Genomic DNA, 13,190 nt, shown 5'->3' with positions numbered 1-13,190 from the left:
CGGCGCTTTAGGCTCACGACCCGAGCGCCGTGTCGACGAGCCGCTTGGCGTCAGGCCCGGACCATTCGGCGGGGCCGTTCATGTGAGCGATCAGGCAGCCTTCGCCATCGATCAGCATGGTGACGGGAAGACCAAGCGCCAGGCCGCGCGTCTTCAGCTCGTTGAACAGCGTCATCGTCGAATCCCGGTAGTAGCCGAGCGTGTGCACGCCGGTATCGGCGAGAAACTTCTTCGGCTTCACATCGTCGCCGGCATCGACGTTGACGGCGACGACCTGAAAGGCGTCGCTGCCTTTCTCCTTCTGCAGCGCATCGAGCGCCGGCATTTCGGCACGGCATGGCGCGCACCATGTCGCCCACAGATTGAGCAACACCATCTTGCCGGCATGATCGGCGACCGTCATCGGCTTGCCGTCCGGACCATTGAAGGCGAGGCTCTTCATGGATTGCGGCGGATCGGCGGGCAAAAGTGCTGCGACCTCGCCGGTGGCGGCGGCAGCGATCTTCTTGGCGCGGTCGCTCTTGGCGGCGCAGGCGACGTCGTCCTTGCTTTCGCCGGCCGCCAGCTGGGGTGCGGCGTTGTTGCCAGACCGGCTCTCGCTGACATATACCGCGACCGCACCGGCCAGCGCTCCCGCCACCAGGGCGGCGACGATCAGGCGCGATGCCGGGAAAAATCTGTTTCCGTCTGCCATTTTCTCAAACTGCTCCGAAGCACGGGTTATAGCCATGAGCGACAAGAAGACCAGCAACCAGATGTGGGGCGGACGATTTGCCTCGGGTCCGGCCGCGATCATGGAAGCGATCAACGCGTCGATCTCGTTCGACCGCAAACTCTATGCGCAGGACATAAGAGGCTCGATCGCCCATAGCGAGATGCTGGCGCAAACGGGCATTATTTCGGCGGCTGATCAAGAAAAAATCGCTCACGGGCTGAACACGATCTTGAAAGAGATCGAAGCCGGCAGCTTGGAGTTTTCGACGAAGCTGGAAGACATCCACATGAATGTCGAGGCTCGGCTTGCCGACCTGATCGGCCCGGCCGCCGGCCGATTGCACACCGCCCGCTCGCGCAACGACCAGGTCGCGGTGGATCTGCGGCTCTGGGTCAAGGACGAGTGCTTTCGCGTCGCCGAGGCGTTGAAAGGCTTGATGACGGCGCTGCTTGAACGGGCCGAGGAACATGCGGCGACCGTCATGCCGGGCTTTACCCATATGCAGGCGGCACAGCCGGTGACCTTCGGCCATCATTGCATGGCCTATGTCGAGATGTTTTCGCGCGACTTGTCGCGCGTGCGCGATGCGATCGAACGCATGGACGAGAGCCCGCTCGGCGCCGCCGCCCTTGCCGGCACCAGCTTCCCGATCGACCGCCACCAGACCGCCAGGGCCCTCGGCTTCCGCGAGCCGATGCGCAATTCGCTGGACAGCGTCTCCGACCGCGATTTCGCGCTGGAGTTCCTCGCCATGGCCGCGATCTGCGCCACGCACCTGTCGCGGCTGGCCGAGGAGATCATCATCTGGTCGACGCCCCAATTCGGCTTCATCAGGCTGTCGGATAGTTTCTCCACCGGCTCCTCGATCATGCCGCAGAAGAAGAACCCCGACGCCGCCGAACTGGTGCGCGGCAAGACCGGACGCGTCAACGGCCATCTGGTCGGCCTGCTGACGGTGATGAAGGGCATGCCTTTGACCTATGGCAAGGACATGCAGGAAGACAAGGAATCGGTGTTCGACGCCGCCGAGACGCTCGATCTGATGATGGCGGCGATGACTGGCATGGTCGCGGACATGACCGTCAATGCGGCCGCCATGAAGAAGGCCGCCGGCTCCGGCCACGCCACCGCCACCGACCTCGCCGACTGGCTGGTGCGCACTTTGGGCCTGCCGTTCCGCGAGGCGCATCATGTCACCGGCCGCGCGGTGGCACTGGCGGAAGACAAGAAGGTCAGCCTGGAGAAGCTTTCGCTGGAGGATCTGCAATCGATCAACCCCGGCATCACGTCCGACATTTTCTCGGTGCTTGCGGTGCAGAATTCGATCAAGAGCCGCACCAGCTTCGGCGGCACCGCGCCGTCGGAGGTGCGCAAGCAGATACGCTCTTGGAAAAAGCGTCTCGCCAAGGCGTGACGCGGGATATTGCGATCAGCAATATCCCGGATAATGCGATCGGCAATATCCGGGGTGCAATAGGTTTAGAACTCGGCTAAAAGCGGCGGCTGGCAAAAGTTTCAGACGGATGGATCGATGACCGGAAGCAGGATTTTGGTAACGCTGACGCTGCTTGCGGCGCTTGCCTCCGTGACCGCCTGCGGCCGCAAGGCCGGTCTCGACACGCCCTACGAGGCGGCCGTCCAGGCGCGCAAGGATGCCGAAAAGGCGAAACAGCCTTTGCCGCCAGAACCGGAAAAACCGGTCAAGGACAAGAAGTTCATCCTCGATCCGCTGATCTAAAGCCGATGAGGCCGGGTTTGGTTTCCTAAATCCGATCTCAATGTGCTCCAACTTCCGGAATCACTCTCGTGAACCATTTCGACTACCGCGACGGCGTGCTGCATGCCGAAGACGTCGCGATCCCCGACATCGCGAAGCAGGTCGGCACGCCGTTCTACTGCTATTCGACGGCGACGCTGACCAGGCACTACCGTGTCTTCGCCGAGGCCTTTGCCGGGCTCGACGCGCTGGTCTGCTACGCCATGAAGGCCAATTCCAACCAGGCGGTGCTGCGGACCTTGGCCAGGCTCGGCGCCGGCGCCGACGTGGTCTCGGAAGGCGAGTTGCGCCGGGCGCTGGCCGCCGGCGTCCCGGCCGGCAAGATCCTGTTTTCCGGTGTCGGCAAGACGGCGCGTGAAATGGACTTTGCGCTCGAAGCCGGCATCCTTTGCTTCAACGTCGAGTCCGAGCCGGAACTCGAACTCCTGTCGGCCCGCGCCGCCGCCCTGGGCAAGGTGGCGCCGGTCTCGCTGCGCATCAATCCCGATGTCGACGCCAGGACACACAAGAAGATCTCGACCGGCAAGGCCGAGAACAAGTTCGGTATTCCGTGGCAGCGGGCGCGCCAGGTCTATGCCCGCGCGGCAACGCTTCCCGGCATCAAAGTCACAGGCATCGACACCCATATCGGCAGCCAGATCACCGAACTGCAGCCTTTCGACGACGCCTTCGCCCTGCTGGTCGACCTGGTCGGCGCGCTGCGCGGCGACGGCCATGCCATCGAGCATGTCGATCTCGGCGGCGGCCTCGGCATTCCCTACCGCGTCGATAACAACCCGCCCCCCTTGCCTGACGCCTATGCCCAGATCGTGCGCAAGCATGTCACCAAGCTCGGACTGAAAGTGATGTTCGAGCCGGGCCGGCTGATCGTCGGCAACGCCGGCATCCTGGTCTCGGAAGTGATTTTCGTGAAGGAAGGCGACGCCAAGAATTTTCTGGTCGTCGACGCTGCAATGAACGACCTGATCCGGCCGACGCTCTACGATGCCTTCCACGAGATCAAGCCGGTCGTGCAGCCACCGGCCGACACGCCGCGCATGACGGTCGACGTGGTCGGCCAGGTCTGCGAGACTGGCGATTATCTCGGCCTCGACCGCGACCTGCCCAGGCTGAAAGCGGGCGATCTAGTTGCTGTCTTCACCGCCGGCGCTTATGGCGCGGTCCAGGCCGGCACCTACAACACCCGCCTGCTGGTGCCGGAGGTGCTGGTCGACGGCGACCGTTTCCATGTCGTGCGTTCGCGCCTGACCTATGACGAGCTGATCGGGTTGGATTCGGTGCCGGACTGGCTTGCATAGGCCGCAAACTCGATACGGGGACGAAGTCATGTCGCAGGGCAAATCCGTCACACGCGAACGCATCGCCGCGATGGAACCGCGCATCCGCCCCTATATCAGGCACACGCCGGTGCTGCGCGTCGATATGGCCGACTTCGACCGGCCACCAATGGCGGTCGACCTCAAGCTCGAATGCCTGCAGCATTCCGGCTCGTTCAAGGCACGCGGCGCCTTCACCAATCTTTTGGAGCGGCCGGTTCCCGAGGCCGGGGTCGTCGCCGCATCGGGCGGCAACCATGGCGCCGCCGTTGCCTACGCCGCCATGCGGCTTGGCCACAAGGCGACCATCTTCGTTCCCGAAGTGAGCCCGCAAGCCAAGCTGGACCGCATTCGCGGCTATGGCGCCGACCTCGTCGTCGGCGGCGCCCGCTATGCCGAGGCGCTCGCTGCCAGCGAACGTTTCGCCGAGGAGACCGGCGCCTTGCAGATTCACGCCTTCAACCAGGAGGAAACGCTGGTCGGCCAGGGCACGCTCGGGCTCGAAATCGAAAGCGATCTGCCTGACATCGATACGCTGCTGATCGCCGTCGGCGGCGGCGGTCTGATCGGCGGCATCGCCGCCTGGTATGCCGGCCGCATCCGCATCGTCGCCGTCGAACCCGAAGGCGCGCCGACGCTTCATCGCGCCTTGGAGGCCGGTCACCCCGTCGACGCGCCAGCGGAAGGGGTCGCCGCGGATTCGCTGGCGCCAAAACGCGTCGGCGAGATGATGTTCCCGATAGCCGAGGCCTTCGTAGAGCGTTCCATCCTGGTCAGCGACGACGACATCATCGCCGCCCAGAAGGCGCTCTGGAACCGCGTGCGCATCATCTCGGAACCAGGCGGTGCCGCCGCCTTCGCCGCGATCCTGTCAGGCCGCTACATGCCGGCTTCGGGCGAACGGGTCGCCGTGCTGGTCTGTGGCGCCAACGCGAACCCCGCCAATTTCTGATTGCAACCATTCGGCTGGCTTCACGTTTTCCCGAACCGCCTCGCCTTTGCCGTGTTTGCTGGTATTCTTCGAGTCGTGAGGCTTGGGCTATCCTGCCCCGCCTCACTCAAAGAGATGAGGCCGATCCTATCCTTTCAGGATGGGAAAGGCTTTAGGAAGGGCCGATGACGCAACGACCCATCTTCAGCGACGTTCGCGGCCTGGCCGGACGCCTGGCCATGAGCCGGGTGGCGACGCGGATTTCTATGATGGTCGAGCGCGGCTGGCCGCTGCTGCTCCCGCTCATTGTTGTCGCCTGCCTGTTCCTCAGCGCCTCCTGGTTCGGCATTTTCCCCCGGCTGCCGAATGTGGCACGCATCGGCCTTGTCGCCGTGTTCGGCCTGGCAGGGCTGGCCGCGCTCTATCCGCTGCGCTTTTTCCGCATGCCCGGCGCCGCCGAGGTCGATCGCCGCATCGAAGCCGCCAATAAACTGCCGCACAGCCCGGTACAGGTGCAGAGCGACCGGCCCAGCGGCCAGGAAAGCAGTTTCTCGCAGGCGCTCTGGCGCGAGCACCAGAAGCGCATGGCTGGAAAGCTCGACAGCCTCGGTGCCGACCTGCCGCGCACGCGCGTGCCGGAGCGCGACCCTTGGGGACTGCGCGCCGTAGCGGCACTCCTGCTCGTCACCGCCTTTGCGTTCTCCTTCGGGCCGACCGGTGGCAGGCTGAGCGATGGGTTCCGCGCGCACGGCATGCTCGACACCGTGCCGCCGCGCATCGACGCCTGGGTGACGCCGCCGACCTACACCGGCAAGCCGCCGATCTTCCTGACCGCGGACGCCAACCAGGCGACGCCAACTTTCCAGGTCCCCGAGGGTAGCGACGTCTCCTTGCGTGTCACCGGAGGTTCGGGCGAGGAAACGCTTGCCTATGCCGACAAGGACGGCAACACGCGCGCCATCGACCCGGCCGACCCGCAAGCCGCCGCCGTGGCCAAACCGGCCGCGAGCCCGGCGCCGTCCAAGGTGCGCCAATTCACCGGCAAGCTGACCGGCGACGGCACGCTGACGCTGAAATCGGGAGGGGATCAGCTTGGCCGCTGGGCCTTCGCCGTGAGCCCTGACAAGCCGCCGCGGATCCGCTTCGTCGGCGAGCCCAAGCGCGCCGCCAACGGCGCCTTCGAACTCAACTACCAGATCGATGACGACTACGGCGCCGCGACCGCCAAGGCGGTCTTCGCATTGGCCGATCCGCAGGCGCCCGGTGCGCGTCCGCTCTATGGTGCGCCCGACATGCCGCTGACACTGCCGCGCCGCGGCGGCAAGTCGAATGCCGCCAGGACCACGAAGGATCTGACCGAGCATGTCTGGGCCGGCAACAGCATCAAGCTGACGCTGGTCGCCACCGACGACGCCGGACACACCGCGTCGAGCGAGACCAAGACGCTCGTGATGCCCGAGCGGCCGTTCGGCAACCCGCTGGCGCGCGCGATCATCGAACAGCGCCGCCTGCTTGCGCTCGATGCCAATGCCAAACCGCGCGTGCTCGACTTGATGGACGCCATCACGCTGCGGCCCGAGGACACGTTCGACAACATGGCCCACTACCTCGCCATCATGAGCGCGATGAGCCGGCTGAAGCTGGCCGGGAACGACGATCAGTTGCGCGACGAGGTCGCCTATCTCTGGGAGATCGCGCTCGGCATCGAGGAGGGCAACCTCTCGGCCGCCGAGAAGCGGCTGCGCCAGGCGCAACAGGCGCTGCAGGACGCGATCAAGAACGGCGCCAGCGACGCCGAGATCGAGAAGGCGATGAAGGAACTGCGCGAGGCGATGAACCAGTTCCTGCGGGAATTCGCCGAACGCGCCAAGCAGAACCCGAACGCGCCGCGGATGCAGCAGAACGGCCAGGAACTGCGCCAGAGCGACATTGACCGCATGATGGACCAGATCGAGAACCTGGCGAAGTCGGGTGATCGCGACAAGGCCCAGCAATTGCTGTCGCAGTTGCAGGACATGATGAACAACCTCCAGGCCGGCCGCCAGCAGCAGGGCGGTGAGCAGGACAGCCAGATGCGCCAGCAGATGGACAAGCTCGGCGAGATCCTGCGGCGCCAGCAGGAGATGATGAACGACACCTTCCGCATGGACCAGATGCAGCGCGGCGAGCGCCAGCGTGGCGAAAACCGCGACGAGCAGCTTGGCCAGGGCGGCGGCGACCAGAACAAGCCAGGCGCTGGGCAGGACCGCGATCCGCTCGCCGGGCCGAAGCCGATGACGCCGCAGGAATTCGCCGATGCGCTGAAGCAGTTGCAGGAAGGCCAGGGCCAGCTGAAGAGCGATCTCGAACAGCTGAAGAAGGGTCTCGAAGGCATGGGCATGGAGCCCAATGAAGGATTTGGCGAGGCCGGCAAGTCCATGGGCAGCGCCGAGCAGGCGCTTGGCGAAGGTCAGGGCGACGAGGCCGTCGGCCACCAGGGCCGCGCGCTCGAGGCGCTGCGCAAGGGCGCCAAGGACATGATGAAGCAGATGCAGGCCATGCAGGGCGATCGGGGCGGCAGCCAGGAAGGCGGTCGTCAGCAGAACGCCGACCGTGACCCGCTCGGCCGGCCGCGCGCCAGCGAAGGCCCCGATTTCGGCGATTCGGTGAAAGTGCCCGACGAGATCGACGTCCAGCGCGCCCGCCAGATCCTGGAAGCGATTCGCAAGCGGCTCGGCAATGCACTCAGCCCGGACATCGAACGCAGCTATCTGGAACGGCTGCTGGAGCTGAAATAGTAAGCGGCGGAAGCAACCGGCGACGCCTATGACGCGGTGGGTTGGACCTATCTGTTGACGAACGCCTCGCGGATCGCCTCCTGCATGCCGTCGATCGCCTCGCCTGACGCAGTCGGGTTGCGGTGCATCACCACATTGGAGGAATCGATGTCGCCGAACCCGTCCGCGGCAGTGAGTTCGCGGCAATCCGCCGGAATGTTGCTGCGCGAAATCGGCGCGATAGCCAGGCCTGAGGTGACGGCAAGCTTCAGGCCGCCATTGGTGTCGCTGGTATAGGCGACGCGATAGGCGAGACCGCGCTGCTCCAGCGATTTGATGGCGAAGTCCTTGCACCAGCCGGCGCGGTTGTAGAGCGCGATCGGCAGCGGCTGTTCCTCGTGCATGTGATGCAGGTTCGACGTCACCCACACGGTTGGGTCGTGCATCAGCACCTCCCCGCCGGAAAGGTCCTGCCATTCGAAGACCACCGCGAGATCGAGTTCGCCGGCGGCGAGCGCCGCAACTTGAGCCCACGAATGGGCGTAGCGCACCGTGACTTCAACCTTTGGATGGCGCTTCGAAAATGCGCCAAGCGCGCGCGACAGGATGGCATGGCCATATTCTTCCGGAATGCCGATCCGCACCGGCCCGCCGAGCGGCGCCGCCGCCATCGACGCCGCCGTTTCATCGAGCAGCGAGACGATGCGGCGGGCATTGATGATGAGTTCGCCGCCACGCCGCGTCAGTGCGACACCGCGTGAACCACGCTCGAACAGGCTGTCGCCAACCAGCTCTTCGAGCTTCTTCATCTGCATCGACACGGCGGACTGGGTGCGACCGGCCTGCTCGGCGGCCCTGGTGAAATTGCCGGCCTCGGCGATGGCCACGAAGGTGCGCAGGAGATCGCTGTCGAGGGTTAGCCGCATGGAATCCATCATAAGCAAATTTGATTGCTGGCATCATTCCAATTCGTTTGCAACATGTCAAACGCTGTCCGATAGTCGCCTCACCCATTGGATATGCAGCCGCGAAATCGGCTGCGGACCGATCAGAGAGTCCTCACTCGTACCCGCTGCCCGAAAACGGTGGCGGGTTCTTTTTGGTCTGGAGAGGGTCGCCGGATCTATGCGCGGGAGCCCGAACGCGGATGCAGAATAGGATGGTGCGCGGCATCCTGAGCCTGTGCCTGGGCGTGCTGGTCTTTTCGCTGCAGGACCCGCTCGTCAAAGCCGTTTCGAGCGGCTATCCCGTGACCGAGGTAATGGCGATCCGTTCGTTCGTCGCCCTGCCGATCCTGATTGTTCTCGTCCATGCCGATGTCGGACTCCGCGCCATCCTTTCGCGGCGCTTCGGCATGCTGACGATGCGCGCCTTCATCCAGTTCTCGTCCTACACGATCTATTATCTGGCCATCGCCGCCCTGCCGCTTGCCGACGCCGTGGCGCTCTATTTCATGGCGCCGCTCTGCATCATGGCGATGGCCGGTCCCTATCTCGGCGAGCGGGTTTCCTGGCAGACGCTGGCAACGGTTCTGATCGGCATGTTTGGTGTCCTGGTCATGCTGCGCCCCGGCGCCGGACTGTTCGACTGGGCGGCCTTGCTGTCGCTGGGCTCGGCCGTGCTCTACGGCTTTTCGCAATTGATGGCCCGCAAGATCGGCGACACCGAATCCTCCACGGTGATGGCCTTCTACCAGAACGGCGCCTATCTGACCGGCGCGGCCGTGGTTGCCGGCATGTTCCACCTCGCCGGCATAACCCACGCCGTCCACCCGAGCCTTGAATTCCTGGTGCGGCCTTGGTTCTGGCCGACACTGCCGGATTTCCTCAAGATGGCGGCGTGCGGCTTCGTCGCCTCGGCCGGCATGATCCTGCTCTCGCAAGGCTACCGGCTGGCGCCGGCCAACCGCGTCGCCACCTTCGAATATACTGGCATCCTGTGGTCGCCGCTGTGGGGGTTCCTGTTCTTCGCCGAGATCCCGCGCTCGACGACCGTGATCGGCGCGGCGCTCATCATCGGCGCAGGCCTGCTGGCGCTCAAGACCGAGCGGCGCAAGAGCGCAATGCCCGTGCTTGCCGCCGGGGATCCAGCCTGATCAGGCGAAGCAGATCAGCGCCTTGTCCACGCGTGAACGGATCTCGGCCAGCGTGAACGGCTTCTGCACGACGTCGAGAATGATGCCGTCCAATTCCTCGGCACGCTCGCGCTGGTCCGCATAGCCGGTCATCAGCATGATCTTCATCGCCGGGAAAAGCGCGGCGGCGGCAACCGCCATCTCGATACCGTCCATCTCCGGCATGCGAATGTCCGAGACGACGAGATCGTAACCGCCCTTTGCGGCGCGGATCAACGAAAGCCCTTGAGCGCCATCGGCGGCGATATCGATTGCGTGGCCGGCGCGTTCGAGCGCGCGGGCTGCCAGGGTGCGGACGGACTCATCGTCCTCGACGATCAGAAGCTTTGCCATGGCCGGCATGTTTGGCGGCGAAAAGTTGACTTTTCCTGAAAGCGGAAGCGGCCGGCAAGTCTTTTTGGCGGTCGCTCAGACGTCGCCCTTGACGACACCCACGAACGGCAGTTCGCGGAAGGCATGCGCGACGTCCATGCCGTAGCCGACGACGAAATAATCGGGGCAGTCGAAGCCGACATAGTCGGCATTGAGCGCGGTCTGACGGCGCATGCGCTTGTCGAGCAGAACGGCGATGGAACAGCTTTTCGCACCGCGCGACAGCATCAGGTCGCGGGTGAAGCTCAGCGTCTTGCCCGATTCCAGAATGTCGTCGATCAGCAGCACGTCGCGGCCGGCGACCTCATTGTCGATGTCGCGCAGCACCCTCACCTCGCCGCTGGTGGTACCGGCGCCATAACTGGAGATGAAGATGAACTCGACCTCGGGCGACAGGCCGACATCGTGCATGGCGCGGATCAGGTCGGCGGCGAAGATGAACGAGCCCTTCAGCACCGAAATCACCAGCAGATCGTGATAGTCGTGCCCGGCGATCTCCTTGGCGAGTTCGAGATTGCGCCGCGCGATCGCCGATGCCGAAAACAGGACTTCGATGTCCTTGCCGCGTACGATTGGCATGCTGGTGGTCTTCCCCGGTGATCGCCTACTCGGCGAAAGTAACCAAAACGGTTCTTACGCCGTTCTTAGGCACGTCGAGCCGGCTGGCAAAGCCGAATCTTTCGCCCGACGCCAGCGAGCGGCCCGATGTCCCCAACCTATAGCGGATCATGCGCCCGTCATTGCCCGTCACCCGGATTTCCAGAGGCGGCATTGTTGCCGGCCTCGTCCCGTCATTGGCGGCCTCCCCATCGACGAACAGCACCGGATTGGCTCCCGAAGCATCGACCCGTGAGGTGACGCCTGAAATCGTCAGCGCCGACGCTTGCGCGCCGGACAAGAACGGCGCCTGGCGCATCAGCGCATGTCCGCCGGAGACCCAGAACGCGGCAAGGGCGGCACCGATGCCGGCGATCCAGAAGATTGGCCCGCCCCGCGAGGCCGGTGGCCGTTGCGCCGGCGTTTCCGGCTTGCGCAACATATCCATGCCCTCGATGGGCGGGGGGACGATCGCGCGCGGCGGCGGTGAATCGCTTTCCACGGCAGAGGCAAAGCGCGGCATCACTTCATAATCGGCATCAACGATATCGTCCGCCCGACCGCGCACGATCCGGTCCGCCATGGCAATTGCCGGTGGATCGGTCATGATTTCGCCGGAAACCGGGCGCGCGGTTCGCTGGTCAGCCATCATGGCCCAGAATTGCACCTGTTCGCTTTTCGTTTCTTTTGCGTAAACACAAATAGTTAACGCTTCCCCACCGGAGCTCTCGTGACGCGCCGAAACAGCCCAGGAATTAACCGCCGGTTAACCATGCCGGCCGATGGTCTTTTCGCAGAACAGGCCGGCTCGCCGCCGGCCCTAGAAGACACAGAGCATGATGTCGCCCGAAAACCGCGTCACACTTTTCGGCATCATGCTCTAGGAATTTCAGGTCGCCGAAATTGATTCGCTTCGAAAATGTCGGCCTCCGCTATGGCATGGGTCCGGAAATCCTCCGCGACATCTCCCTGCACATACCGGAGCGCTCCTTCCAGTTCCTGAGCGGACCTTCGGGCGCCGGCAAGACGACCCTGCTACGCCTTCTGTTCATGTCGCTGAAGCCCACACGCGGACTGATCACCATCTTCGGCAAGGACCGCTCTCGCATCTCGCGCACCGAACTGCCGCATCTGCGCCGCCGCATCGGCGTGGTGTTCCAGGATTTTCGCCTGCTCGACCACATGACTACCTATGAGAACGTCGCGCTGCCGCTGCGCGTGCGCGGGCGCGAGGAAGCGAGCTACCGCACCGATGTCACCGAGCTGTTGAAATGGGTGGGTCTCGGTGAGCGCATGCATGTGCTGCCGCCGGTCCTGTCGGGCGGCGAGAAGCAGCGCGCCGCGATTGCCCGCGCCCTGATCGAGCAGCCCGAGATCCTGCTCGCCGACGAGCCGACCGGCAATGTCGATCCGCCGCTGGCGCGGCGCCTGCTCAGGCTGTTCATCGAGCTCAATCGCCTCGGCACCGCCGTGGTGATCGCGACCCACGATCTTGGCCTGATGGAACAGGTCGACGCGCGCCGCATGATCCTGGCCGGCGGAAGGCTGGACATCTATGACTGATCTGTCCGCCGACCATTTCGAGGAGCACGATGCCGAGGCAGCCGCCGCAAGACCGCGCGCCCAGCGCAAGATGGCGCCGATAGTACCGGCGCAGAACATTGCCGGCCGCGCCCTGGTGCTGGTCATCGCCATCATGACCTTCCTGTCCTGCCTGACCTTCGGCGCGGTGACGCTGGTGCGCGACACCGCCTCGGTCTGGGAAAACCAGATTTCGCGCGAGGCGACCATCCAGATCAAGCCGGCCGACGGCCTCGACATGGAGGCGGCCCTCAACCAGGCGTCGCGGATCGCCGGCGAATTCCCGGGTGTGAAGTCGACCCGGATCATCGACCGCGAAGCGACCGCCAGGCTGCTGGAGCCTTGGCTGGGTTCGGGCCTCAACATCGACGACCTGCCGGTGCCGCGCCTGATCATCGTCACCATCGACGAGAACAGTCCGCCCGATTTCGCCGCCATGCGCGCCGCGATCACGCCGAAACTGCCGAGCGCGTCGCTCGACGACCACCGCACCTGGGTCGACCGGCTGGTGGCCATGGCCCGCACAACGGTGACCATCGGCGTCGCCGTGCTGGCGTTGATGCTGTCGGCGACGGTGCTGACCGTGGTGTTCGCGACCCGCGGCGCCATGGACGGCAACGGTCACATCATCGAGGTGCTGCACTTCGTCGGCGCCGAGGCGCGGTTCATCGCACGCGAATTCCGCCGGCATTTCCTGATTACCGGCATGAAGGGCGCCGCCGCGGGGGGGACCGCCGCGGTGCTCGTCTTCATCGTCTTTTCGTGGTGGTCGTCGCGCAACATGGCAACGCCGCAAGCCGACCAGGCAACCGCCCTGTTCGGCAATTTCGCCATCGGCTCGGCGGGCTATCTCGGCGTCGTCCTGATGGTGCTGGTCATCGGCGCGCTGACGGCCGCAACCTCGCACGTCACCGTCGTCGCCTATCTCAGCGACATCGACGTCCGCCAGCCCGATGCATGAGTGCCTTGTGGTTGGTTGGACGGCGTGGATGAAAGTGATCACGGATGGAG

General features: G+C 64.7%; 13 protein-coding genes. 8 read left to right on the top strand and 5 right to left on the bottom strand.

The window, feature by feature from the left end; all coding sequences use genetic code 11:
* Nucleotides 1–13: 13 nt before the first annotated feature.
* A complete protein-coding gene (tlpA, locus tag LB556_RS12435; RefSeq protein WP_224567394.1) occupies nucleotides 14–694 on the bottom strand; it encodes a thiol:disulfide interchange protein TlpA in 681 nt (226 codons plus the stop codon).
* Between the two features lie 34 nt (nucleotides 695–728).
* On the opposite strand from tlpA, the gene argH reads away from it, so the two are divergent.
* From argH to LB556_RS12410, 5 genes are all read left to right on the top strand, one after another.
* Entirely contained in the window at nucleotides 729–2,129 is a 1,401-nt protein-coding gene (gene argH / locus LB556_RS12430) for an argininosuccinate lyase (RefSeq protein ID WP_224567391.1), read from the top strand.
* Nucleotides 2,130–2,246: 117 nt separating this feature from the next.
* Nucleotides 2,247–2,453, top strand: coding sequence for a lipoprotein (locus tag LB556_RS12425; RefSeq protein ID WP_224567388.1), 207 nt, complete (start codon nucleotides 2,247–2,249; stop codon nucleotides 2,451–2,453).
* 68 nt (nucleotides 2,454–2,521) lie between these two features.
* A complete protein-coding gene (lysA, locus tag LB556_RS12420) occupies nucleotides 2,522–3,790 on the top strand; it encodes a diaminopimelate decarboxylase (RefSeq protein ID WP_224567385.1) in 1,269 nt (422 codons plus the stop codon).
* Between the two features lie 28 nt (nucleotides 3,791–3,818).
* The gene (locus tag LB556_RS12415) at nucleotides 3,819–4,760 is read left to right on the top strand and encodes a threonine/serine dehydratase (RefSeq protein ID WP_224567383.1); all 942 of its coding nucleotides are present in this window, start codon (nucleotides 3,819–3,821) and stop codon (nucleotides 4,758–4,760) included.
* Nucleotides 4,761–4,924: 164 nt separating this feature from the next.
* Complete coding sequence (locus LB556_RS12410; RefSeq protein WP_224567380.1) at nucleotides 4,925–7,516, top strand: TIGR02302 family protein; 2,592 nt, start codon at nucleotides 4,925–4,927, stop codon at nucleotides 7,514–7,516.
* 47 nt (nucleotides 7,517–7,563) lie between these two features.
* Here the strand turns inward: LB556_RS12410 and LB556_RS12405 are convergent, their stop codons facing one another.
* Complete coding sequence (locus LB556_RS12405) at nucleotides 7,564–8,421, bottom strand: LysR family transcriptional regulator (protein WP_224567378.1); 858 nt, start codon at nucleotides 8,419–8,421, stop codon at nucleotides 7,564–7,566.
* A 221-nt stretch (nucleotides 8,422–8,642) separates the two neighbouring features.
* Here LB556_RS12405 and LB556_RS12400 point away from each other — a divergent pair, with 221 nt between their 5' ends.
* Nucleotides 8,643–9,590 (top strand): DMT family transporter, encoded by a 948-nt coding sequence (locus LB556_RS12400; RefSeq protein ID WP_224567375.1) that lies wholly within the window; start codon nucleotides 8,643–8,645, stop codon nucleotides 9,588–9,590.
* Here LB556_RS12400 and LB556_RS12395 read toward each other — a convergent pair whose 3' ends face one another.
* The 3 genes from LB556_RS12395 to LB556_RS12385 form a co-directional block, all read right to left on the bottom strand.
* The gene (locus LB556_RS12395) at nucleotides 9,591–9,962 is read right to left on the bottom strand and encodes a response regulator (RefSeq protein ID WP_224567372.1); all 372 of its coding nucleotides are present in this window, start codon (nucleotides 9,960–9,962) and stop codon (nucleotides 9,591–9,593) included.
* Nucleotides 9,963–10,037: 75 nt separating this feature from the next.
* Nucleotides 10,038–10,580 carry a hypoxanthine phosphoribosyltransferase gene (hpt, locus tag LB556_RS12390; protein ID WP_056583612.1) on the bottom strand — a complete coding sequence of 181 codons (543 nt, stop codon included), beginning with the start codon at nucleotides 10,578–10,580 and terminating at the stop codon, nucleotides 10,038–10,040.
* 25 nt (nucleotides 10,581–10,605) lie between these two features.
* Nucleotides 10,606–11,250 carry a hypothetical protein gene (locus LB556_RS12385; RefSeq protein WP_224567369.1) on the bottom strand — a complete coding sequence of 215 codons (645 nt, stop codon included), beginning with the start codon at nucleotides 11,248–11,250 and terminating at the stop codon, nucleotides 10,606–10,608.
* 251 nt (nucleotides 11,251–11,501) lie between these two features.
* Between LB556_RS12385 and ftsE the strand changes: the two genes are divergently transcribed.
* Both ftsE and LB556_RS12375 read left to right on the top strand, forming a co-directional pair.
* Nucleotides 11,502–12,161: a cell division ATP-binding protein FtsE gene (gene ftsE, locus LB556_RS12380; RefSeq protein ID WP_010911739.1), complete on the top strand. Its 660-nt coding sequence runs from the start codon at nucleotides 11,502–11,504 to the stop codon at nucleotides 12,159–12,161.
* Nucleotides 12,154–13,140: a cell division protein FtsX gene (locus tag LB556_RS12375; RefSeq protein ID WP_224567367.1), complete on the top strand. Its 987-nt coding sequence runs from the start codon at nucleotides 12,154–12,156 to the stop codon at nucleotides 13,138–13,140. Before ftsE ends, LB556_RS12375 begins: the two co-directional genes overlap by 8 nt.
* The last annotated feature ends 50 nt before the right edge of the window (nucleotides 13,141–13,190 follow it).

It is taken from the genome of Mesorhizobium sp. ES1-4, assembly GCF_020164745.1.
GTDB lineage: Bacteria > Pseudomonadota > Alphaproteobacteria > Rhizobiales > Rhizobiaceae > Mesorhizobium.
Note: the sequence above shows the minus strand (reverse complement) of the source record. Positions and strands in the feature narration are given on the sequence as shown.